This is a genomic window from Niveispirillum fermenti (assembly GCF_048066175.1).
GTDB classification, from domain to species: Bacteria; Pseudomonadota; Alphaproteobacteria; order Azospirillales; family Azospirillaceae; genus Niveispirillum; species Niveispirillum fermenti.
Map to the genome: position 1 here is coordinate 22059 of NZ_JBLTXA010000032.1, position 22625 is coordinate 44683.

At 66.3% G+C, this 22625-nt stretch carries 23 protein-coding genes; 8 read left to right on the forward strand and 15 right to left on the reverse strand.

What is annotated here, in order from left to right:
- Positions 1 to 51: 51 nt before the first annotated feature.
- The 4 genes from ACM9LZ_RS21195 to ACM9LZ_RS21210 all read left to right on the forward strand — a co-directional run bounded on the left by ACM9LZ_RS21195 (position 52) and on the right by ACM9LZ_RS21210 (position 4157).
- The gene (locus ACM9LZ_RS21195; protein ID WP_416621522.1) at positions 52 to 411 is read left to right on the forward strand and encodes a tunnelling fold family protein; all 360 of its coding nucleotides are present in this window, start codon (positions 52 to 54) and stop codon (positions 409 to 411) included.
- Positions 408 to 1166 (forward strand): SDR family oxidoreductase, encoded by a 759-nt coding sequence (locus tag ACM9LZ_RS21200; RefSeq protein ID WP_416621523.1) that lies wholly within the window; start codon positions 408 to 410, stop codon positions 1164 to 1166. The genes ACM9LZ_RS21195 and ACM9LZ_RS21200 overlap by 4 nt, the downstream gene beginning before the upstream one ends.
- Positions 1167 to 1327: 161 nt before the next feature.
- On the forward strand, positions 1328 to 2671 hold the full coding sequence (locus tag ACM9LZ_RS21205; RefSeq protein WP_416621524.1) for a glutamine synthetase family protein: 1344 nt from the start codon (positions 1328 to 1330) through the stop codon (positions 2669 to 2671).
- Positions 2672 to 3134: 463 nt separating this feature from the next.
- A complete protein-coding gene (locus tag ACM9LZ_RS21210) occupies positions 3135 to 4157 on the forward strand; it encodes an agmatine deiminase family protein (RefSeq protein WP_416621525.1) in 1023 nt (340 codons plus the stop codon).
- On the opposite strand, the gene ACM9LZ_RS21215 is transcribed toward ACM9LZ_RS21210, so the two are convergent.
- From ACM9LZ_RS21215 to ACM9LZ_RS21230, 4 genes are all read right to left on the reverse strand, one after another.
- On the reverse strand, positions 4145 to 4744 hold the full coding sequence (locus tag ACM9LZ_RS21215) for a hypothetical protein (protein WP_416621526.1): 600 nt from the start codon (positions 4742 to 4744) through the stop codon (positions 4145 to 4147). The two genes, ACM9LZ_RS21210 and ACM9LZ_RS21215, sit on opposite strands and share 13 nt — an antisense overlap.
- On the reverse strand, positions 4737 to 5243 hold the full coding sequence (locus tag ACM9LZ_RS21220) for an RNA polymerase sigma factor (RefSeq protein WP_416621527.1): 507 nt from the start codon (positions 5241 to 5243) through the stop codon (positions 4737 to 4739). The genes ACM9LZ_RS21215 and ACM9LZ_RS21220 overlap by 8 nt, the downstream gene beginning before the upstream one ends.
- 112 nt (positions 5244 to 5355) lie before the next feature.
- Positions 5356 to 6216, reverse strand: a complete 861-nt coding sequence (locus ACM9LZ_RS21225; protein WP_416621528.1) for a prephenate dehydratase — start codon at positions 6214 to 6216, stop codon at positions 5356 to 5358.
- A 56-nt stretch (positions 6217 to 6272) separates the two neighbouring features.
- Complete coding sequence (locus ACM9LZ_RS21230; RefSeq protein ID WP_416621529.1) at positions 6273 to 7031, reverse strand: 3-deoxy-manno-octulosonate cytidylyltransferase; 759 nt, start codon at positions 7029 to 7031, stop codon at positions 6273 to 6275.
- 168 nt (positions 7032 to 7199) lie between these two features.
- Here ACM9LZ_RS21230 and ACM9LZ_RS21235 point away from each other — a divergent pair, with 168 nt between their 5' ends.
- Together ACM9LZ_RS21235 and ACM9LZ_RS21240 are read left to right on the forward strand one after the other, a co-directional pair.
- Entirely contained in the window at positions 7200 to 7739 is a 540-nt protein-coding gene (locus ACM9LZ_RS21235; protein ID WP_416621530.1) for a c-type cytochrome, read from the forward strand.
- A gap of 99 nt (positions 7740 to 7838) precedes the next feature.
- Positions 7839 to 8606, forward strand: coding sequence for an inositol monophosphatase family protein (locus ACM9LZ_RS21240; protein WP_416621531.1), 768 nt, complete (start codon positions 7839 to 7841; stop codon positions 8604 to 8606).
- Positions 8607 to 8658: 52 nt separating this feature from the next.
- On the opposite strand, the gene ACM9LZ_RS21245 is transcribed toward ACM9LZ_RS21240, so the two are convergent.
- Positions 8659 to 10728 carry an ATP-binding protein gene (locus tag ACM9LZ_RS21245; protein ID WP_416621532.1) on the reverse strand — a complete coding sequence of 690 codons (2070 nt, stop codon included), beginning with the start codon at positions 10726 to 10728 and terminating at the stop codon, positions 8659 to 8661.
- 340 nt (positions 10729 to 11068) lie between these two features.
- On the opposite strand from ACM9LZ_RS21245, the gene ACM9LZ_RS21250 reads away from it, so the two are divergent.
- Positions 11069 to 12493 carry an OprO/OprP family phosphate-selective porin gene (locus tag ACM9LZ_RS21250; RefSeq protein ID WP_416621533.1) on the forward strand — a complete coding sequence of 475 codons (1425 nt, stop codon included), beginning with the start codon at positions 11069 to 11071 and terminating at the stop codon, positions 12491 to 12493.
- A gap of 151 nt (positions 12494 to 12644) precedes the next feature.
- Here ACM9LZ_RS21250 and ACM9LZ_RS21255 read toward each other — a convergent pair whose 3' ends face one another.
- The 10 genes from ACM9LZ_RS21255 to ACM9LZ_RS21300 form a co-directional block, all read right to left on the reverse strand.
- The gene (locus ACM9LZ_RS21255; RefSeq protein ID WP_416621534.1) at positions 12645 to 13496 is read right to left on the reverse strand and encodes a C40 family peptidase; all 852 of its coding nucleotides are present in this window, start codon (positions 13494 to 13496) and stop codon (positions 12645 to 12647) included.
- A complete protein-coding gene (locus tag ACM9LZ_RS21260; RefSeq protein WP_416621535.1) occupies positions 13493 to 13936 on the reverse strand; it encodes a MarR family transcriptional regulator in 444 nt (147 codons plus the stop codon). Before ACM9LZ_RS21260 ends, ACM9LZ_RS21255 begins: the two co-directional genes overlap by 4 nt.
- A gap of 182 nt (positions 13937 to 14118) precedes the next feature.
- Positions 14119 to 15630, reverse strand: coding sequence for a tetratricopeptide repeat protein (locus ACM9LZ_RS21265; RefSeq protein WP_416621536.1), 1512 nt, complete (start codon positions 15628 to 15630; stop codon positions 14119 to 14121).
- A gap of 227 nt (positions 15631 to 15857) precedes the next feature.
- A complete protein-coding gene (locus ACM9LZ_RS21270; RefSeq protein WP_416621537.1) occupies positions 15858 to 16352 on the reverse strand; it encodes a hypothetical protein in 495 nt (164 codons plus the stop codon).
- Positions 16353 to 16470: 118 nt separating this feature from the next.
- Positions 16471 to 18483 carry a tetratricopeptide repeat protein gene (locus tag ACM9LZ_RS21275; protein ID WP_416621538.1) on the reverse strand — a complete coding sequence of 671 codons (2013 nt, stop codon included), beginning with the start codon at positions 18481 to 18483 and terminating at the stop codon, positions 16471 to 16473.
- Positions 18480 to 18776 (reverse strand): hypothetical protein, encoded by a 297-nt coding sequence (locus ACM9LZ_RS21280; protein WP_416621539.1) that lies wholly within the window; start codon positions 18774 to 18776, stop codon positions 18480 to 18482. The genes ACM9LZ_RS21275 and ACM9LZ_RS21280 overlap by 4 nt, the downstream gene beginning before the upstream one ends.
- Positions 18777 to 18815: 39 nt before the next feature.
- A complete protein-coding gene (locus ACM9LZ_RS21285) occupies positions 18816 to 19505 on the reverse strand; it encodes a Crp/Fnr family transcriptional regulator (RefSeq protein ID WP_416621540.1) in 690 nt (229 codons plus the stop codon).
- An 86-nt stretch (positions 19506 to 19591) separates the two neighbouring features.
- Positions 19592 to 20338, reverse strand: a complete 747-nt coding sequence (locus tag ACM9LZ_RS21290) for a TfuA-like protein (protein ID WP_416621541.1) — start codon at positions 20336 to 20338, stop codon at positions 19592 to 19594.
- A 203-nt stretch (positions 20339 to 20541) separates the two neighbouring features.
- The gene (locus ACM9LZ_RS21295) at positions 20542 to 21777 is read right to left on the reverse strand and encodes a YcaO-like family protein (protein WP_416621542.1); all 1236 of its coding nucleotides are present in this window, start codon (positions 21775 to 21777) and stop codon (positions 20542 to 20544) included.
- A gap of 97 nt (positions 21778 to 21874) precedes the next feature.
- A complete protein-coding gene (locus ACM9LZ_RS21300; RefSeq protein ID WP_416621543.1) occupies positions 21875 to 22054 on the reverse strand; it encodes a hypothetical protein in 180 nt (59 codons plus the stop codon).
- 222 nt (positions 22055 to 22276) lie between these two features.
- Between ACM9LZ_RS21300 and ACM9LZ_RS21305 the strand changes: the two genes are divergently transcribed.
- Positions 22277 to 22615 carry a ribbon-helix-helix domain-containing protein gene (locus ACM9LZ_RS21305; protein WP_416621544.1) on the forward strand — a complete coding sequence of 113 codons (339 nt, stop codon included), beginning with the start codon at positions 22277 to 22279 and terminating at the stop codon, positions 22613 to 22615.
- The last annotated feature ends 10 nt before the right edge of the window (positions 22616 to 22625 follow it).

Sequence of the window (22625 nt, forward strand, 5' to 3'; positions counted from 1 at the left end):
CGGGCTGATATTAGCGCGCAACAGGCCATTGTCGAGCGATCGGGCGGATTGATGACACCCTCCCCCTATTTCCAGATCCTTGTGCGCGAGGTTGCGGCATCGCTGCCCGTGGCCGGGCGGCCGGACGGGCTGCCCTGCCTGATCAACCTGCGCCTTGGTACGAATGTGACGGGTCCCTTCACGGGTGACCCCGATGATATCGGCATGACGGTCGATTATTCGCAGATCGTCCGCCATATCCTGGGACCCTTCGCCCAAAAGGGGCCCTTTGCCGACGCGCCGTCGCTGGCGCAGGCACTGGCCGATTTCATCTTCGCCTTCGATGACCGCATCCTGTCGGTGAAGCTGGCCTTGCGCAGCCCGGCCGACCCCGGCTTCGACCACCAGATGGAATGGGAGCGCCCCGCATGAACCAGCCGCATGCCGTCCTGATCACCGGCGGCGCCCGCCGCCTGGGCGCCGCCATGGCGCTGGCCTGTGCCGGGGCCGGCATGGATGTCGCCATCCACTACCGCACCGAAGGACCGGCGGTCGCGGAGATGCTGGACCGGTTGCGGGCCCATGGGGTTGCCGCCACGGCCGTGGCCGGCGACCTGGCCGATCCGCGCCAGGTGCCGGGGTTGATGCCGGCCGCGGCGGAAGGGCTGGGCCGGCCGCTGACCGCACTGGTCAATTCCGCCTCCATCTTCGAATGGGATGACATCACCAGCCTGTCGGCGGACAGGCTGGTGGCCCATTACCTGCCCAATACCGTGGCCCCCGCCCTGCTGTCACAGGCGCTGCTGGCACAATTGCCGGCGGGGGCGGCCGGTACCATCGTGAATATCCTGGATCAGAAGCTGTCCAATCCCAACGGCGACCATCTCAGCTACACGCTTTCCAAATATGCGCTGATGGGGCTGGGGAAGACGCTGGCCCGGGCCGCAGCACCCCGGCTGCGCGTCAACGCCATCGCACCCGGCTATGTGCTGCCCGCCCCGGGGCAGGAGCAGGCCGCCTTCGAACGGCTGCACGACCGCACGCCGCTGGGCCGGGGGCCCGACGCGGACGATATCGCGGCGGCCTGTCTCTACCTGCTGCAAGCTGACAAGGTGACGGGCCAGACGATCCATGTCGATGCCGGGCTGCGTTTTGCGTCCCTGGAACGCGATATCAGCTTTTATTGAGCCCTTTCCGCCTTGCCTGCCCCCCCTCGCCTCTGCCTATACTGGTCCATCCGAAACAATGTGGAGGGCTGCGGGCGTAGCACCAAATTCCCAGCCCCGGCGGGCAGGCACCTGTCCCGGCCGTCGCGGATGCTTCTGGGCCGCCAACCCGCGGCGTCGTCATGAGTAAGCTGGAAGAATTCATCCGTTCGCGGCACATCACCGAGGTTGAGTGCCTGGTGCCGGACATGGCCGGCATCGCCCGCGGCAAGATCGTCCCGGCCGAAAAGTTCCTGCGCATCCTGCGGGATCGCGGCCTGCGCCTGCCCGAATCCATTTTCATCCAGACGGTGACCGGTGAATACCCGGAAGACGAGGATGTGACGAGCGTGGAGAACTGGGACGTCTACATGACGCCCGACCCCGACAGCGTCCGCATGGTCCCCTGGTACAATGAACCCACGGCGCAGGTCATCTGCGACTGTTTCTATGCCGATGGTTCCACCGTCGATATCTCCCCCCGGTCGGTGCTGAAGCGCGTCCTGAAGCTGTACGAGGCGCGCGGCTGGAAGCCGATCGTGGCGCCGGAGCTGGAATTCTTCCTGGTCGCCGTCAACAAGGACCCGGATTATCCGCTGGTGCCGCCGGTCGGACGGTCCGGCCGGCAGGAAAGCGGCCGGCAGGCCTATGGCATCGATGCGGTGAACGAGTTCGACCCCATCTTCGAGGATGTCTACGATTTCTGCGAAAAGCAGGCGATCGACGTCGACACGATGAGCCACGAGGCCGGGGCCGCGCAGATCGAGATCAATTTCAATCATGGCGAGGCGCTGGACCTGGCCGATCAGGTGTTCCTGTTCAAGCGCACCGTGCGCGAGGCGGCCATCCGGCACAATGTCTATGCCACCTTCATGGCCAAGCCCATGCAGAATGAGCCGGGCAGCGCCATGCATGTCCATCAGTCGCTGCTGGATGCCAGCACGGGCGTCAACCTTTTCGCGACGGCGGATGGCGGCGATACCCCTTTGTTCATGAGCTTCATCGCGGGCCTGCAGAAATATCTGCCCTATGCCATGCCGCTGCTGGCGCCCAATGTGAATTCCTATCGCCGGCTGGTGCAGGGATCGGATGCGCCCATCAACGTGCATTGGGGCCGGGACAACCGGACCACGGGCTTCCGCGTGCCTGTCAGCCCGCCGGAGGCGCGGCGCGTGGAAAACCGCGTGGCCGGTGCCGATGCCAACCCGTACCTGGCGCTGGCCGCCTCCCTGGCCTGCGGCTATATCGGCATGACGCAGGAACTGGAGCCGTCCGATCCCGTCAAGGGCTCGGCCCACCGGCTGGCCTTCGCCCTGCCGCGCCACCAGGGCGACGCTCTGAACAAGTTCAATGGCTGCAAACCGTTGAAGGAGGTTCTGGGCGAGCGGTTCGTATCGGCCGTCAGCTATGTCAAGCAGGCCGAGTATGACGCCTATCAGCGGGTGATCAGCAGTTGGGAGCGGGAGAACCTGCTGCTGAACGTGTGATACGCCGCGCCTTGAAGAGCCGGGCCGGCTCTGCTTCACGGCCGCATGCGCAGGGTTGAAAGGCGGTCCGGTCACGGGTCCAGGGCCGCTTTTCAAGCCATGCGCGGCACGCAGGCTTGCCCAGGCGCCGCCCCCGGATGGCGCAAAGCCGGAAGCGCAATTATATTACGCCCATCGAAAACAACGATGGAGACTATCATGCGGTACTTTTTCATGCTTCCCATGCTGCGGCTCGGTGCTTTTTCTCCGTTCGCCGCTTCGGTTCGGCAGTACCCGGCCAACCGCCGCGATTGAGGCGGAAAGGCCTGCTTCTTTTAGCAGTTCCCATTTTTCAGTCTGAAACCGAATGCGCTGCCGGTTGTCTATCTCCTCCGGCATGGTTGTCAGGACCCCGCCCCGGCGATTACCTTCGCCGGGGCGTTTTATTCAGGGGGCCCCGCCAGCCGACAAAGGACCGCGCATCATGACCACCCCCGTCGCCGATGGTTTCCACATGCCGGCCGAATGGGCACCGCATGCCCGCTGTTGGATGGCGTGGCCGGTCCGGGCGGAAAGCTTCCCCAACGGGCTGGAGGCGGCGCGGCAGGCCTATGCCGCCGTGGCCAAGGCCATTGCGGGGTTCGAGCCCGTGACCATGCTGTGCCCCGATGGCGCCCTGGCCGATGTCAGCCTGGCCTGCGGGGCCGGCGTGTCGGTCCTGCCCATGCCGACATCGGATAGCTGGGTGCGCGACAATGGCCCCAGCTTCGTCATCGATGGCCGGGGCGGGGTGGCCGGGGTGCATTGGGGCTTCAACGCCTGGGGCGGCAATTACAGCGATTTCCAGGCTGATACCCAGGTCGGCCGCCTGATCCTGGAAAGCCAGGGTCTTAAGCGCTATGCGGCGCCGCTGATCATGGAAGGCGGGTCCTTCCATGTGGATGGCGAGGGAACGCTGCTGACGACCGAGGAGTGCCTGCTGAACCCCAACCGCAACCCCCACCTGACGAAGGCGGAGATCGAGGCGCATCTGGCCGCCCATCTGGGCGTGCGGCAGTTCATCTGGCTGAACAAGGGGTATGAGCAGGACGAAACCGATGGCCATATCGATGAGATCGCGGCCTTCGTGAAGCCGGGCACCGTGCTGACCATGGTGACGGACGACAAGGATGACCCCAACTACCCGATATTTCAGGACAATCTCGCCCGCCTGCGCGCGGCCCGCGACGCGGCGGGCCGCGAACTGGAGATCGTGACCCTGCGGACACCGGCCCGGCAGGAACAGGACGGGGTCCGCCTGACCCTCTCCTATACGAACTTCTACATGGCCAATGGCGGCATCGTGATGCCCCAGTTCGAGGACCCGGCGGATACCGAGGCTGTCAGCCTGTTCCGCCGGCTGTTCCCGGACAGGAAAATCCTACCCGTGCCGGCGCTGGATATCGTGCGCGGCGGTGGCGGCATCCACTGCATCACCCAGCAGCAGCCCGCCGGTCAGCCGGCGTAATCGCGCAGCAGGGCCTCCAGCCGGCGCTGTTCGGGCAGCAGGTTGAGCCGGTAATGGGCCGCCCCGCCCAGGATGACCAGCAGCAGGGCGCCGCCGGCCAGGGCCAGAAACTGACCGGCATGATCGGGCGCCATCTTGCCACCCGCCTGCAAACCATCCAGTGCCAGCAGCAACAGCGGCAGCATCACCAGCCACGCCCCCCCCACAAACAGCAACCGCAGCCGCCCGGCCCGGTTCGCGTCCAGCATGGCCGCAACACTGTCCGGCAGTGTACGGCCGGCGGCCCCATGGTCGCGCAGATGGCGACGATGGGGCCGCCCGACCAGCAGCAACAGGCCCCAGCACAAAGCCAGCGGCGGCAGCGCCGTCCACAGGTCGGCCCCGTCCCCCTGCCCCGCGATGGAGGTGGCGAACGCCCCCGCCGTGACCAGGGAAAGGACGGCCCCGACGGCCCCCAGGAACCAGCTTGTCCGGTGGCGTCGCCCGATCAGGTCGCGCATCATGGCATCGATCATGGCGTTCTTCTCCTTGTCGGCAGGGTGGTTGGCACCGGACGCGAAGGTCCGGGACAAAGGATCATCATTCATGCCCGGGTTCCTCCCGCAGCAGGGTGGTGACACGTTGCCGGGCGCGGGACAGGCGCACGCCGACATTGGTGGTCGAGATGCCATGCATGGCCGCCATCTCCCCATAGGAGACGTTCTCCAGCGACAGCAGCATCAAGGAACGATCGACGGAGGACAGGGTACGGATGGCCGCGTAAAGCCGGTCGACCCGCTCCTGTCCGCCAGGGTCGGCGCCGTTGCCGGAAAACAGGGCCAGATCGGCCTGCCCTTGCCGGGCCCGGCGGAACAGCCAGTTCTCCCGCCGGCGCCAGGTCAGTGCCCGGTTATGGGCGACCCGGTGGATGAAGGTGACAGGCGACGACTCGGCACGGAAGGCGGGAACCGCCTTCCACACTGCCAGCATCAGTTCCTGGAGAAGGTCGTTCTGGTCCGCCGGGTCGGCGAAGGCACGCGCCACATGGACCAGCAGGCCCACATGCGCCTTCATCCATTCCCGGAATACCTTGTCCTGCGCGTTCATCCCCGCCCCGCCGATGGTTCGAACCGTTAGACGGTGGTCCCCATCCATTTCTTACAGGGCGGGATGAAAATTCCGGACCGGGCCGATCCGCGGCGGCGGACAGACCCGCCCGTCAGATGCCCCCGCCCTGCTGCTGCTGTTCGCGGCGGAACGGATTGGCGGGGTAGACGCCCAGGAACTTCACCTCGCGCGCGAAGAAGCCCAGTTCCTCCATGGCCAGGCGCAGGGACCTGTCCTCCGGATGGCCTTCCACATCGACATAGAACTGCGCCGCCGTGAAGCGGCCGTCCACCATGTAGCTTTCCAGCTTGGTGATGTTCACGCCATTGGTCGCAAAGCCGCCCAGGGCCTTGTAAAGGGCCGCCGGCACACTGCGTACCCGGAAGACGAAGCTGGTCACGCTGTCCGTGCCGCGCGGCGGCACATTGGGTTCCCGCGCCAGGATCAGGAAGCGGGTGGTGTTGTGCGCTGCATCCTCGACCCCCTTGGCCAATATTTCCAGCCCATAGATTTCCGCGGCCAGGTCGGAGGCGATGGCCGCCTTGGTCGGATCGTTCCATTGCGCCACATCGGCCGCCGCGCCGGCCGTGTCGGCGTGGTTCACGGGGGCAAGACCGCGCTCACGCAGATAATTGCGGCATTGTGACAGGGCCTGGATGTGGCTGTGGACCTCCTTCAGCCCTTCCATGGTGGCGCCCTTGGGGGCAACAAGGCAATGCACCACGCGCTGGTAATGCTCTGCGATGATGTGCAACCCGCCATGGGGCAGCAGATGGTGAATGTCCGCCACACGGCCGGCGACGGAATTCTCCACCGGGATCATGGCCAGCCGGGCCCGTCCCTCATGCACCGCGGCGAACGCATCCTCGAACGACGTGCAGGGCAGTGACACCATCTGGGGAAACACGCTGCGGCAGGCCAGGTCGGAATTGGCGCCGGGCGCGCCCTGATAGGCGATGGTGGAAGCGGGCATGGTCGTCACTTCGAGAAGGGTTGGCGGGGAAGGCGCCGCAGGTTACGGCAGAGCCCTCAAGGGGCCAGCACAAGGCGGGCGCGGTCAAGGTCTTCGATGGTATCCACGCCCAGCGGCACAATGTCCACCCGCGCCAGCGCGATGGTCATGCCATGGGAGAGCGCGCGGAGCTGCTCCAGCCTCTCCCGCCGTTCCAGTATGGAAGGCGGAAGGGCGACAAACCGTTCCAGCGCCGCCCGGCGATAGGCGTAAAGCCCGATATGATGGAACAGGGGGCCTTCGCCCCAGGGGGCCGTGGCGCGCGTGAAATAAAGGGCGCGGCCGGCAGCCGCGTCGTCCGCCATTTCAACCACGGCCTTCACGACATTGGGGTTGGTGCGCTCCGCCGGCTGGGTGATGACGGCGCCCAGCGTCGCGATGTCCACAGCCGGATCGGCCAGCGGGCCGAACACGGCACGGATGGCGGCAGGGTCGATGGTCGGCAGGTCGCCCTGCACATTGACGATGGCATCATGGCTGCCATCGGGATCGACATGGCGCACCGCCTCCCACACCCGGTCCGATCCCGACGGATGATCAGGATCGGTCAGCACGGCACGGCCTCCCGCCGCTTCTACGGCCCGCACGATCGAGGGCTCGGCCGCGGCGACAAGAACCGGGCCGATCGCCGCCTCCATGGCGCGGCGCCAGACATGCACGATCATCGGCACGCCATGGATGTCGGCCAGCACCTTGTCAGGCAGGCGGGTGGAACCGAGGCGGGCGGGGATCACCACCAGCGGACGGCGGGGAAGGGAGCGGTTTTCTGCGGTCATGGTTTTCCCGTGCGACATTTGGTCCGCCGGGTCAAGCCGGAAAGCCATGTGCGTCCGCGCATCCTTCGGCTAAGTATCGCGCATGGATGGAAGACATGGCGGGCATGGACGTGCCCGCCGGTTGGCGTTATTGTGCCCGCGCCCGGCGCACCCAAGGGATTAGGACTGATGGCGAGCAGCACCTTCAACAAGATTTCGATGGCGATCCTGACGGCGGTCCTGATCGCCTTTCTGGCCGGATTCGTCTCCAAGAAGCTGATCCACCCCACCTTCCCGGCTGAACGCGCCTTCAAGGTGGAAGTGCCGGAGACCGATACCGCCGGCGCCGCCGCCCCCGCCGCTCCGGCCGAACCGGATCCGGTCTCCCCGATCCTGGCCGCCGCCAGCGTGGAAGATGGCCAGAAGCTGACGCGCGCCTGTGCCGCCTGCCACAGCTTCGACAAGGGCGGTGCCAACAAGGTCGGCCCCAACCTGTGGAACATCGTGAACAACAAGCATGCCCATGCCGAGGGCTTCGCTTATTCCGACGCGATGAAAAGCCAGGAAGGCCCGTGGGACTATGAGCACCTGAACAGGTTCCTGGCCAATCCGAAGGCCACCATTCCCGGCACGAAGATGAACTATGCCGGCATGCGCAAGGTGGAGGATCGCGCCGCGCTGATCGCCTATCTGCGCACGCTATCGGACGATCCGGCCCCCCTGCCGTAAACGCAGCGGATCGGCAATGTGTTATGAAGGGGCGGTCGCAGGGCCGCCCCTTTTTTCTCGTCCTTATTCATCCTGGCCCCCCAGCTCCGGAGTCGTGACATGTCCAGCGTGCCTGACAGCCTGATCGACCTCGCCAATCGCTGCGCCGATGCGGCCGGGCTGGTGGCCCGCCGGCATTACCGCACACCGGTCCCCGTGGATGTGAAGGCGGATGCCTCGCCCGTCACCATCGCCGACCGGGAGGTGGAATCGGCCATCCGTGCCCTGATCACGGCCGAACGGCCCGGTGACGGCATCCTGGGCGAGGAACATGGCAGCCAGGGTCTGAACGCGGAATATGTCTGGGTCATCGACCCGATCGACGGCACGAAATCCTTCATCACGGGCCGGCCGCTGTTCACGACCCTCATCGCCCTGCTGCATCGTGGCGTGCCCGTACTGGGCATCATCGACCAGCCTGTCATCGGCGACCGCTGGATCGGGATCACCGGCCAGCCCACGACCTTGAACGGCAACCCCGTGCAGACGCGCCCCTGTTCCGATATCGCCATGGCCACGCAGGCGGCCACCATGCCGTTCCATCAGGTGGAATTCGCCATGACCCATGCGTCCAGCCGCTACATGGTATGGGGTGGGGATGCCTATGTTTTCGGCCTGCTGGCCGCCGGCTTCGTCGACCTGATGGTCGAAGCGGGCTTGCAGCCCTATGATTGGGCGGCCCTGGTCACCGTGATCGAGGGCGCCGGCGGCGTCATCACCGATTGGGAAGGGTTGCCGCTGCGCCTGGGTTGCAGCGGCAATGTCGTGGCCGCCGGCGACCCGGCCCTGCATGCCCATGTGCTGGCGATGTTCCGCGACCGGCGCTGATTTGCCGGCGATGTGATCAGCAGGAAGGCCGGCCCGCCATCGCCCGATGGGGTCAGGCCCTCATCCCGGTTCCGCCAACACGGGCTGCCGGCAGGCGCACCGTGACGGTCGTGCCGACGGCCGGCGTGCTTTGCATGGTCAGGCTGCCGCCATGCGCCTCGGCATAGCCGCGGGCCAGCGGCAGGCCCAGCCCGGCACCCGGCTGGCGGCGGTTATGCCCGCCCTCCACCTGGGCGAACGGCTCCAGGGCGATGCGCATGGCGTCCACCGTCATGCCGATTCCCTGGTCCGCAACCTCGATCAGCATGTCCCCCGTGATGGCGTCCAGCCGGACACGGACATCGATGCGCTGGCCGCTTTCCGAAAAGCGGATGGCGTTGCCCATCAGATTGACCAGCATCTGCTTCATCCGCACCTCGTCCGACAGGATGCGAATGCCCGGCGGGGACACATCGATGCGCAGCGGCACCCCGCGCTCCACCGCCTTTTCCCGCACCAGCCGTTCGCACCGTTCGATCAGGGCGCCGATTTCCACCCAGCTTTCCCGCAGTTCCAGCGCCCCGGCATCCATGCGGGCAATATCGAGCAGGTCATTGACCAGCCGCAGCAGATGCAGCCCGCCTTCATGGATGTCGTTGGCATATTCACGATATTGCGGCGCCCCCAGGGTGCCCAGCAATTCATCGCGCAGGATTTCCGAGAACCCGATGATGGCGTTTAGCGGTGTCCGCAATTCGTGGCTGATATTGGCCAGGAACTGGCCCTTGGCACGGTCGGCGATGGCGGCACGCGCCTCCGCGGCGCGCAGGTTTTCGCGGCTGGCCATCTCCTCCCCGCGGTCACGCGCCACGATGGTCAGTTCACCCGCCCCCATGCCCGGCGATGACAGCACGATCAGGCTGACCGGCACCGCACCGCCACCGGGGCCCGCCAGATGCAGCGGCGCCCAATCCGGCCGGCCGGGCTGCGTCCCCGACTGCGCCCGGCGATGGAAAGCCAGCCTGTCATCCGGGACAACCAGATCGAGGAAGGGACGCCCCAGAACCTGGCTGCGCTGGCCAGGCATCAGGCCGAACAGGGCCAGACCGGCCCGGTTGACCAGCTCCACCCTGCCTTCCCGGACCAGACAGACCATGTCGGGCAGGCTGTCGATCAGGTTGTGGCAATGGTCCAGCATGCGGGACAGCGCCTGCTGCGTCTGGCGTTCACGTTGCACAATGCGCTGGCCGCGCAGCAACATGAGGCCAGTCAGCATGAACAGGACCAGGATGACGAGCGCCAGGGCCCAATAGATGCCATGCAGGAAATCCTGCGCCGGGGTTGGCATGCGCCAGCTTATCCAGCCGACCGGCGGCGCGTCATCGGGTGCCCCATATTCCCGCAGGGCCAGCACACCGGTTGCGCCTCCCGGTACCAGACGGGACGGCATGTCCAGATTGTCCAGCAGCAGGGGTTCCAGCGCATGGGCCACGGCGGCCCGATCCACCCTTTGAAGGAACAGCAGGGTCAGCCCGTCCGGCCGGGCGCTGCCGCCCAGAGCCGGCCTGATATCGGCGGCACTGGCGAGATAGAGGCCGTCGGGCATCCGGACCAGCCCCGTCACCGCCTCCGTCATGCCGGGGGGATTGGCAATGGTACGCGCCACCATCTGCCCCAGGGCCGGCGGCAGGTGCAGTTCCCCCCGCCTTTCCGCAGACAGGCGCTTGCCATCGCGAACCGCATAGACCACCCGTTCCTGACGGTCCACCACCATGGATAGCGCGATGCGGAAGGCCCCGTTCAGATAGATGCCGACATTCTCGTCTGCCCAGGGCTCGTTGAAATTGTCGACCATATGTGTGACGGCCGCGTCCCAGCCGGCATAATCACGGGTCGTGGCGGACAGGGCCACATCATAGGCGGCCAATGTCCGGCGGACACGCTGCTGGGTCCGCTCCGCCTCGCCGGAATCGAAATGCCGCGCAGCGGCGAACAGGATCATGGCGATGGCCGTGATGGCGATGGCCAGCAACATCAGCACCGGCACGGCGGCGGTGGGAACCGCCCGCTCGCCGTTGTTCGGCAGGGATTGTAGCGGGTCTGGCAGCAGGTCCTGCATCGCGGAGGGGGAGCGCTCTCTCAAAAGGGCCGGAAGCCCCATCCTTTACCCGAAAGGGGTAGGCTTGCAACCAGGATCGCGCATCAGTGTGGCAAAGCGGCCATCCTTCCAGGGCAGCCCTGCGGAGAGGCCGGCAATTCCCTCGGGCGGGACAACGGACAAGCCGCCCTTCCTCCCGTACCTCGTGTTGTTTAAGCCACACAGCCAGTGGCGTCATGAACACGTCATAAAACCGCATCAAATCGGCAATGCACCTTTGGTAGCCCTCCCCCGGGGCCTGAGGGGCAGCCGACGATAACCCGCAAATGGGAATTCGGCCGCGCTGACAGGCTTTGTCGCCGCGATATCCCATCGGAGAACAACAATGAGCCTCAAGTCCAACCTGCTGGCCGGCGCTGCCGTCGGCGCCGCCATCCTGGTCGCCGGCCCGGCCGCCGCGCAGACCGCCGCCCCGTCCCAGGCGCAGATCGACACCCTGTCCCAGCAGATCCAGGCGCTGCAGAGCCAGCTCACCTCGTTGAAGGACAGCGTCGCCAAGGATTCCGCCGCGACGAAGAAGACGCTGGAGGCGATGCCCAGGGTCACCGCCGACGGCGGCCGCATCCGCATCCAGTCGGCTGACAAGAAGTTCGACGCCGCGATCCGCGCGCGCATCCACATGGATTACGGCTTCTTCAACGCCGGCAAGAACTTCACCACCGACGCCACCGACGGGTTCCAGATGCGCCGCGCCTTCCTGGGCGTCGCCGGCAAGGTCTATACCGATTGGGCCTATGAATTCACGGCCAACTTCGCCGACAACCGTGGCGGCGGCTCGCAGATCCAGGCGGCAAACATCGCCTATACCGGCTTCAAGGACTGGACGATCATCGGCGGCGTGCTGCAGCCGAAATTCACGCTGGATGACAGCACCTCCTCCAACGACATCGCCTTCATGGAACGCGCCCCGGTCGGCAACATCGTTGTCGGCATCGGCGGTTCCGACAGCCGCACGGGCGTCGGCATCATCAACAAGGGCGAGAGCCACATCCTGGCCGCCTATGTGACCGGCAACGCCACCAACACCAGCGGCACCATTGACGATCAGGTCAACATCCTGGGTCGCGCCGCCTATGCCTTCTGGCAGAGCAATGAAGGGGCGGCCGGTATCGGTGTCTCGGGTGTCTATCAGACCAGCCCGCAGGCCACCGCCCGTCCCGTCGCCGCCGGAACGGCCACGACCTCCATCTCCTTCGGCGACCGGCCCGGCCTGCGCGTCGGCGGCAACCGCACCTCGCTGACCAGCACCGGCGCCATCAACCAGATCGACGGCGCCTATGCCTACGGCGCCGACCTGGGCGTCAATTTCAAGAGCTTCTGGGCCGCCGCCGAATATTACAATTTCGGCGCCAAGTATGACGATTACACCGCCACCGGCGCCGCCCAGACGCTGGCCGACCCGGAATTCAGCGGCTACTACGTCTCGGCCGGCTACATCCTCACCGGCGAGCGCCGCAATTATACGCCGGGCGAATGGGCCGGCGTGAAGCCCGCCTGGCCGGTCGGCCAGAATGGCTTCGGCGCCTGGGAAGTCGCCACCCGGTTCAGCCAGGTCGACCTGATCGACCGGGCCGGCGGCATCGCCGGCACCGGCACGGGCAAGGAGACCAACTGGACGCTCGGCGTGAACTGGTACGTCAACCCGGCCATCCGCTTCATGCTGAACCATGTGATGAGCGAGACCAAGCGCCCCAACGGCACCGATGTCGAACTGGATATCACCGCCGTCCGCATGCAGTTCCAGTTCTGACCCGCGTCAACGGGCTGCGGACCCCGTCCCTGCCAGTATTACGGCAGGGACGCCACAGCCCGATATTGGAAGGGCCGGCCGGATCAATCCGGCCGGCCCTATTATTTTATACCAGCGCCCAATCGGCACCCCATCGTCCGATGGGAAGGGGTCACAGACGGCGGATCGCGGTAATGCCCTTCGCCCCGGCACGGGCCAGCACATCGGCCAGGGGTTCCGCCACGACCTGCATATGGAAAGCGTTGGCGTGCAGCAGGGTCGCCGCATCGGTCATGATGCCGACATGGCCGGGGAAGAAGACAAGATCGCCACGCTGGTATGTCACGCCCTTGCCATCACCGGACACCAGGGTGCCGATAATCGCCGCCTGCTGATCACTGTCGCGCGGACAATGATGGCCGGCCGCCAGCAACGCCACCTGTACCAACCCGGAACAATCGATGCCGATGCTGGTCCGCCCGCCCCAAAGATAAGGCGTCCCGGCGAACTGTTCCGCCACGGCAACAAAGTCCGCCGCCGTAATCGCCACGGGCGCCAGATGGCGGGCATGCAGCCAGCCCCCGCCATCCACCTGCCGCCATTCCCCCTGTTCCGCCGTCACCACGACGCGCGCGCCCAGCGACAATACATCCACGAAGGGCTGTTTCAGGTCGGGTTCAGGCAGCAGGAAGGTACGCAAGGCCGAGACCTTGTGCGTGGGCAGGGTGATATCGGCGTCCAGCGCCTCCACCCGCACCCACCCGACATAGCCGTCGGTGCCGTTCTGGCCCCAGGCCCAGCCGTCGCGTTCATCCAGGACCGTGAAGGTCTCCCCGAACAGCAATTCGGTGGTCTGGCCCGCCTCGAACGAAGGCTCCGCCTTCACGGCGGCAAAGCCGCTGCGAATCTGGCAGGGAACACCATCGATGAAGCGGGCGGCATCGACGCGGCCACGCAGATAGGATGCGGCGAGGTCCTCCCGGTAGGGATGGACGCGGGGATCAAGCTTTTCAGTGTCGGTCATGCCGATGGGGCCAGGGCTTCGGTTCGGGCACCGTCCACCAGCACGGGGGGTACGACGCCATTGATATCCAGGACGGGATCGATGATCCCGCCTTCCTCGCCGACCGCGGGCGCCTTTTCCGCATCGATCACCATCTGCCCGAACTCGGCCAGATAGACGGACCCTTTCACGGTCCGCTGGACCAGTACGTTACGGCGATCCTCCTGATCGCGCTTGCGCTTGATGTAGCCCAGCCGGCCCAGCCGGTCCAGTGCGCGGGTGATGGCCGGTTTCGATACGTTAAGGGCGGATGCCAGCCCGCGTACCGTATGCGGCGGCGGCGTGAGGAACACGGTGAGCAGCAGGGCCAGTTGCCGTGCCGACAGGTCGGGTCCATCCTTGCGCACGCTGGCCACCAGGGCCCGTCGCCATAGTTGCAGCGCCTCAAGGTTCCGTGACATGCCCGCCCCCCGAACTGCGACACCCGGCCCTGCGGCAAATCGCAACCGGACACGAAACGGAGTGTGCCGAATAAAGGTTTCTTCGGCAAGACGCGATCCGTGACGACAGACGGGCAATCGTACAGGCATCGGGGTCAGGCGGGCGGAACGGCCTTTCCAGATCGGCGACGGCCCGCAACCCGTCAGACAGTCACTCCCATGCCTGCAACGCGCTGCGAGAGATCCCGGCCCAAGCGTCCGACGGGGTCCGACCAGTCGCCGGCCCGCGCCTGCCGGTAGAGGCGGGCGGAGGGATACCACGGACTATCCCCGGACAGATGGCCCCACCGCCAATCCGGTACGGCCGACAGCAGGATGGCCACGGGCACGCCGGCCGCCCCCGCCAGATGGACAGGCATGGTACAGGCACTGACCAGCAGGTCCAGTTGCGACAGGACAGCCAGCGTATCGGCCAGATCCCCCAGACCCGGCGCCAGGTCAATGGCGTTTCCGGGCAGATCGTGGCTGTCCAGATCATTGCGCCCACCCCCTTTCTGCAGGATCACAGGCGTGATACCGGGCAGCCGCATCAGGGGCAGCACGGGGCCAAGGCCGGGCGATCGTGACCGGTCGCGCTTGTAATCAGGATTACCCGCCCAGACGAAGCCGACCTTCAGCCCGACGGCACCGGACAGGGCTGGCCGCCATTGCGCGACGAGTTCCGGATCGGGAGACAGATAGGGCATGGGACCCGGCACATGGCCGGCATCATCGATGAACAGTCCCGGCAGGGACAGGCAGGGCAGAACACCGTCCACGGCGGGCACGGGGTCACCATCTTCCAGGAAGGTTTCCACGCCGGCGAACCCGTCCAGCAGACGGCGCAGGGGCGCCGGCCGATGCATCACGATCCGCACGCCCTGCGCAGCCAGCAGCGGAATGAAACGCAGCACCGTGACGATGTCCCCCAGCCCCTGCTCCACCGTGACCAGGACCCGCATTCCCGGCTCTGGCCGGCCTGTGATGAAGGGCAGACCGAACGGTGCCGGCGTCGGACCGCGCGTGCCGCCCGGCCGACGCTCGAACAATGGCCACCCCCGGCGGACGTCCCCACGGGCCAGCAGCAGCATCGACCGGTTCCAGTCCGCCCGCACCGCCTCTGCCACATCGGCAGGCGCCACCCGTGCCGCCTGACCGAAGGCGCACAGCGCGGCCACATCCGCCCCATCCTCGAACAGGGCGGCCCCCAGGCTGTTCCAGCTTGCCGCCGCATCGGGGGCCAGGGCACAAGCCCGCCGCAGAAACCGGGCCCCATCCGCATACCGGTCCTGGGCGATGCGTGTCAGGCCGAGATTATGCCACGCACCGGCCATCGCCGGGTCCAGCCGGACCGCCGTGCCATAGGCCTCCGCCGCTTCTGCATGCAGCCCCTGGGCCCGACAGGCATTGCCCAGAAGCATATGCAAAGCCGTCATGGCGGGCTGGGTGCGCAGGACTGTCGTGAAATCGGCAGCCGCCGCCGCGGCCCGACCCAACAGCAACAGCGCCTGCCCCCGCAATATCAGTGCATAGGGATCGCTGCGCGCCAGCCGCAAGGCCGCTTCCGCCGCGGCCAGGGCCCCTGCGCCATCCTGCGCCGCCAGCCCTTCCTGCGCCCGTTGCGTCAGCCGGGCCAGTTCCGCCAGCAGGCTTTCGCGTTGCGTCGAAGAAGCCATCGGGTCCATCCATGGAGACAGGGAAAAAGCAGAGACAGGGGAAAAGGCAGCCGGACAATGACCGGCCCAAACACCGACCCCGGCTGAACCGACGGCGGCCAGCCTGAAGTAATTTTCTGAAAATTGAAAGGCAGACGGCAAAACGATACCGCTGCCAGAAAGCAGCGGCACCGATCAGATCATTCTTGCAAGGGATTGAATTGGGAAGGGATCGAAAAGACGCCGGGTCAGGCGACGAAATTGACGGCACTGCCGGCCGTACCGCCACCGGCAATCGCAACCGTCGGAGAGGCCGCAACAACCGGCATGCTGCCGACACCCGCCCCACCCGAGGGGGGTAAGGGGACACCCCTGGCAGCGCCCGCAATAGCGGCCACATCAGCCCTGGCGGAACTCAGCAGGCTGTTGCCCTGCGGTTCGCCCTGCCCACCCTCATCGCGCGTGGATGCGGGCATGGCCATTTCACGGCCCCGCAACTGATATTCCCGAACGACCTGCTTGGACGGGTATTGCTGCTCCACATCACCATTATTGCCATCCCGGAACATCAGGATGGCGATGGCAGCGTCGTTGTCATATTGCAGGACGGGGCTGAGATAGGGCAGAGAGGCGCGCTGGGCCACCGGGGCTTCAGGTACACGGGAACCGTCCGACGCGCCGCTGGTCTGCGTCACCGCCGGTTGATAGGTCGACCCCAGGCCTCTGATCCCCTCGATAAGCATGATCGTTCGCCCATTTCAAAGCAATCCTACGATAGCGCGCTTTCAATCGACCTGCAAACAGATTCTTAACTTCTCTGCAGAACCCGCTGAATCAAGGTTGAATCCCGGCACAATCGGGCTAGTCCATGGGGAGGTGCCTGCGGTCGAACGACTCCGACCTGTCCAAAAGTAAAAGCTCCCTATTCTTGGCGGGACTTGCCCCTCCTCTTGCCGCGACCCAATCTGTTAGCTCATCGGCCAGATCGGCAATCACAGGGCGCCAGTCACCCCAGGCCGGCTGCCGGAACAGCTGCAGGCCGGGATACCAGGGACTGTCCCGCCGTTCCCGCAGCCAGCGCCAGCAACCGTCGAACCGCGAGAGGACCCAGACAGGCACGCCCAGGCCGCCGGTCAGGTGGGCCACCGCCGTATCGACGGCGATCACCAGGTCCAGTTCCGCCACCAGCGCCGCGGTATCGGCGAAATCCGACAATTCCGCGGTCCAGTCGGTCAGGGGGAAGGGCACCGCCGCCGCATCGGCTGCCCTGTCGCCTTTCTGCAGGCTGATCAGGCTGACCCCCGGCACGGTGCCCAGCAGCGTCAATTGCGGCAGGGAAAGGCTGCGGCGGCGGTCGATCGCGGCGGCCCGCGGGTCGCCGGCCCGGCCATCCCCGGCCCAGACCAGCCCGACCCGGGGGCCGGGCTGGCCGGACAACCGGTCCCGCCACCGCGCCCGCCGGACAGGATCGGCCATCAGGTAGGGCACGCGGGCCGGAACATCCGCCAGCGTCCGCGTGCCCAGGCGCAAAGGAAGGCCCAGCAACGGGCAGCGCAGCCCTATCCCGGCCGGCACGGGGCTGCCCAGCGCCGCCACCGTTACGGCCGATGGCAGGCTTTCCCGGAACAGCCGAACCAGGGCCGGCTGCACATGCAAGATGACATCCAGCCCCCGCTCCACGAGCATGGGCACATACCGCACGAATTGCAGGCTGTCCCCATGTCCCTGTTCGGCATGGACCAGCAGGCCCGTTCCCGGCGCCAGGCCATCACCGTTCCAGACGGGCAGCGCCTGGAGGGCATCGGACAGGGGGAAGCCCGGCACCTGCCAGCGCCACTCATATTCCTGCCAGCCCGTCGCCAGATCGCCGGCCATGAGCCGGGCCTGGGCCCGCTGCCAATGAGCCACCGGCAGATCGGGGGCCTGCCGCAGCGCGCGGCGATAGCAATCCTCGGCCCCGGCATCATCGCCGAGATCGCGCAGCACGGTGCCCAGGTTCATGGTGGCCGCCAGGCTTTCCGGCTCCAGCGCCAGGGCCCGGCGCAGGGACTGTTCGGCCTGGGCCAGATTGCCCAGCCCATGATCAGCCGCGGCCAGCGCCACCAGGGCCGGGGCGCTGGCAGGTGCGAGGCGGACCGCCTCCAGCGCCGTCTGGCCGGCCTTGGCGAAATGCCCCAGCACGGCCAGCGCCTCCGCGCGGCCAACCAGGGCCGGCACGCAATCCGGGTGACGGCTCAGCCATTCATCGAAAATGCCCAGCGCCTCCGCCGGGCGTTCCATACGCAGCGACGCCGTTCCCCGCCGGATCCAGGCAGCCTCCATGTCCGGGGCCAGCGCCGTCGCCTCGGCCAGGGCGGCCCTGGCTGCGGGCTGCGTCAGGCTTTCCGGGGTGATGAACCGGTTGAGCAGCAGGCCCGCCAGATTACGCCGCAGGTCGGCATGGCCCGGCGCCTTTTCCAGCGCCTGCCGAAAGGCGGTTTCTGCCGCGGCAGGATCGCCGGCCTGGGCCAGCAGGGCCCCCCGCTCGCCCAGCGCCTCCGCCTGCCGGGCCGGTTGGCCTTCATAAAGGGGGATGGCACGGGAAAGGGCATCCAGGGCCCCTTCCCTGTCCCCCGTCTGGCGCAGCGCCTTGCCGAGATTGAACCACCATTCCGCCTGCCCCGGTTTCATCCGCACGGCCTGGCGCAGCGCGCGCAGGGCCGGTTGCTGCTTGTCCTGGCCCAGACAGGCCATGCCCAGCAGGTAATGGATATCGGCCAGGGCCGGCACAACGACCAGCAATGCACGATAGGCGGCCTCGGCCTCGGCCAGCCGGCCGGCACGGTGCAGGGCCAGTGCATGGTCGACGGCCTGGTTGATTTCCGTGGAATTCATGGATTGGCCTTGGCAGGGACCGGCGGGGTGGCCCGGCCTGTGGTCGCCGCGGGGTCGGAGGATGGAACCAGCGGGGTCGGCGGCAGCGGCGCGGCTGTAACCGCCGGCGTTGCGGCGGGCGGCATGACGGCGGCAGGCTGGGGCGCCGGCGGGGAAGGCGGCGGTGGACGGGACGGCACATACATGTAATTGCGCGTCACCTGCCCCTTGTGGCTGGCGCAGGCCGGCAGCAGCAGGCAAAGGCCAAGAAGCAGCGCCAGCCCCGGATAATTGCCCTTCACGTCCACTTGCATCCCTGTTCCGGCCGATCGTCCATGGCGGCCAGCCTACGCTCAGCGGGATATCTGTTCCAGAAAGCTTTCGTCATGCAGCACCAGATAGCCGTTGCGATAGCTGATCGCCCCGGCATTCTGAAAGCTTTTCAAGGTCTTGTTCACGATCTCGCGTGACACGCCCAGCATGTTGGCCAGGTCCTCCTGGCTGATGAAGGTCGCGATGCGGACACCGGCATCCGACGGGCGGCCGTAATTCTGCGCCAGCATGATGATGCGCTTGGCCAGACGCCGCGTGACATTCAGGAACACCGTGTCCTCGATGATGGCGCTGGTCCAGCGCACACGCTCGCACAGCACGACCATCAACCGGATGCACAGATCCGGGTGCTGTTCCAGGAAGGGCATGAAGTCGCGGCGGTCGATGCGGAGCAGTTCCGTCGGCTCCTGCGCCACAACGGTGGCCGTCCGCTCCCCTCCGTCCAGCATGGCGATCTCGCCAAAGACCGAGCCGCTGTCCATGATGTTCAGCAGCATCACCTTGGCATCCTGCGACTCGGTCTGAACCGCCACGCGGCCGCGCAGGATGATGTAGAGACTGTCCCCCGGATCCCCCTTGGCGAATACCCGTTCATCCGCCACAAGGCGGCGGGGCCGGGCGAAGCCCATGACGGCTTCCATTTCCGCATCGCTCAGGGCGGCGAAAAGCCCGTTGCGGCGCAGTGTGCCGAGATCGACGGCCGGCGGCACGGCAATCCCCCTTCATCCTGTTCACCGGAACGACAATCGCCGGCTTCGCAGCGTAAAGGATTGATCCCGCACCCTGAAAATGCAAGTCAAACGTGCAGCGGCAGGACCGGACGGGCCACACGCTCCCACATGGTCGTATGCTCGAAGGCGAAGATCGGCCGCACAGCCAGGGTCCCGCCGGCGATCTTGTCGCGCAGAACGGTCAGCAGCGCCAGCGCATCCTCCCGCTTCTGATCGGCCCGGCCCGTCGGCAGCCAGTCGCGGAAGGCATTGATTTCCGCCGCGTCCACCCCCTCGCCGGCCGCGTCGCGCAGGATGCGGCCGAAATTGCGGTCCCGATAGGAAAGGTCCTTGGCCAGATCCTGCAAAAGCCGGCGGGTGCCACCGGACAGGATGCCGGCGGCATAGGCGTCGGACAGGGTGCGGCGGATATTGACCATGGCTTCCGAGAGAACGGGATAGCCCAGTTCGGCGGGCCCGTGTGTCACCGCCACCTCGTCATCATCCTCCAACCGGCCATCGGCATAGGCGTCGAACACGGCGCCGACACCTTCCATCCCGAACGGATGCAGTTCCGCGGCCCGCAGGGCGCCCATGCTGGCCGCGCCCAGGACGGGGATGCCCTTGCTCAGGGCGAACAGGATTTCCTTATGCCAGACGGCCGGCACATTCTCAAAGAAACCGTCGATGATGGCGATGGCCGCGGGATTCTCCGTCACGGCACGCAGCACATCGCCCTGCGCCACGGGCGGGCGGTAATCGGCCTGCAACACGCGGCGGGCGGCCGATACGGGCAGGGACGGGCCCAGGAAGACAATGACATGGTTACTCATGACGTTCAGCCTCCGGCTGGCGTTTAAACCTATTTTGCGGTGATCAGAACCTGTTGGCTCTGATCACCGCCCTCAATCGCCGGCGCCAACATTCGTTGGCGCGGGCGACGCCGCACGAGCGGTGCTGTGGCGGTCGCCGCCGGACCAACGTGCGATGAGTTCTACTCATCGCAAGGTGGTATAAGCGGATGGTGCGGCGACCGTCAGAGGCTGGCCACATGGCGGGCGCGGGCGCCCAGGCAATAATTGCCGGCGCTGTCGATGCCTTCCAGGCCGGGCACCACGACGCGCACGACCGGCAGGCCGATCTCGGCCCGCGTCAGATCGACGACGGCGATATCCTCGATACCGACAGTGGCCAGACGCCGGCGCAACTCCTCCAGATCACCGCGCAACGACTGGCCCTGCCAGCCGCCCACATCGTTGAAATTCCCGATCGTGGCGCCCAGGCGCAGGCGCTTCAGCCATTCCGCCTGCTGCTCCTCGGCCAGGTAATGGTCGTACTCCTCGCGGCGCATGTCGTCGCGCGCGCCGGAAATGAAGGTCAGGCGGCTCTGGGCTGCCTCCGTCAGGGCGCGGGACAGCGCGATCTCGGGGACAAGATGCGTGCCATAGCCGGCCGCCGGGCGCACGGTGACGCCGGGTCCCTCGCAATCCTGGACGATGCGGGCCATGAAGGTGGGCACGCCCGTGTCGGCCGTCTGGTCCCAGACGCCGACGGCAACGCCGGCCTTGGCGAACCGGGCGATCAGGGCGCGGCAGGTCGGATCGGCGATGGTTTCCAGGTCGATACGGGTTTCCTCCTGCGCCTCTTCCGGCAACAGGTTCCACAACGTGCGGGCATCACGCTCGATCACCTCGCACAGCCCATGGATCACGGCCTCGATCCAATGGTTGCCCGAAGCCAGGCCGTTGGACGTGGCCTGGAAGCAGCCATGGCCCGTCGGCAGCGGCAGGGTATAGTTGGTGTGGACCATCTCATAGGGGATCCACAGGCTGTTGCCATCGCGCAGATTGGTGCCTTCCGCCCAGAGAAGCTGATGATAGGGCGTGTAGGCGCTGTCCATGTGGCAGGGCAGGCGCGTGGGGTCGACAACGGGCAGCGAATAACGCAGATCCTCGTATGACCCGATCCGCAGCGACAGGTGCGTCGCACGCTCCGCATGCCAGCTTTCGATCGACTCCATGACGGCGGACGCCTTGGCGGCCGCCAGCGTCGTACCCTTGCCCTGCGATACGGCCAGGGCCCGCGAATTGGGCCGGTTCACCATCACGACCGGTATGCCGATCGTATCCAAGCCCGTCACATTGGCGACGCGCGTGATGCCGAACAGGGGAAACAGGGGCTTGACGCGGGCCAGCGTTTCCTCCGCCGAGACCAAGCGGCGCCACTGGCGCGTTTCGATATTGTCCCAGTCGGCCGAACGAACCCGTTCCATACCCTGATCCCCTTGTCCGATAACCATGCACCGCGTAACCCGACCGGCGGACGGCCTGCACCCGGATACGGGCAAGATGCCGTCCGCCTGGCACAGATCAGATGGAGGCGGTGTAATATTCGGCGCTGGCGCCATAATATTCGGCGGCGGCACCGGCATCGTCGGGACGGCGGGCAGCAACACGCGCCTGCGTCACGCTCTGGGTCTCATTGGAGACGACCACCGCACCTTCGGTGGAAACACGGTAAAGACGGCCGTCAGCACCACGAACAAGCATCTCAAACCTCCTGATGATTACATGTAGAGTTCGGAGAAGCACAGGGCACTTCTCGCGAACGAAAGGTAATGCGGCGCGAAGCTTTTGCCGTGTGAAGTGCTTCACAGCATTGTATGCAGGCAGGGCGCTATTCTTCTGTCACGGGAGCCAAGTGCCTGGGGCAGGCACGCTGAAGCGGCTGCTGAAGGGCTCCGGAATAATAGTAGAAGAGGCGAGGCCGCCATGAACGCACCGCACACCCGTTCCGATATCCCGGTTTACGAGCCTCATGATCTTGAGGTGGACGGTCAGTTGATCAGTCACAATGTCTGGGTCGATGGCCACCGGACCAGCGTCCGCCTGGAAGCCGTGATGTGGCAGGCCCTGCATGAGATCGCCGAGCGCGAGGAACTGACGATCCATCAGGTCATCACCATCGTGTCCCGCCGGCAGCACCAGAACGCTTCGCTGACGGCAACGATCCGGGCTTTCCTGGTGGCTTACTACCGTGCTGTTTCCCGCGGCATTGCCACGCTGATGTTGCGGGAGCTCTCCGACCTGCCGTCGGATATGAAGCTCTGATCCCTCTCTT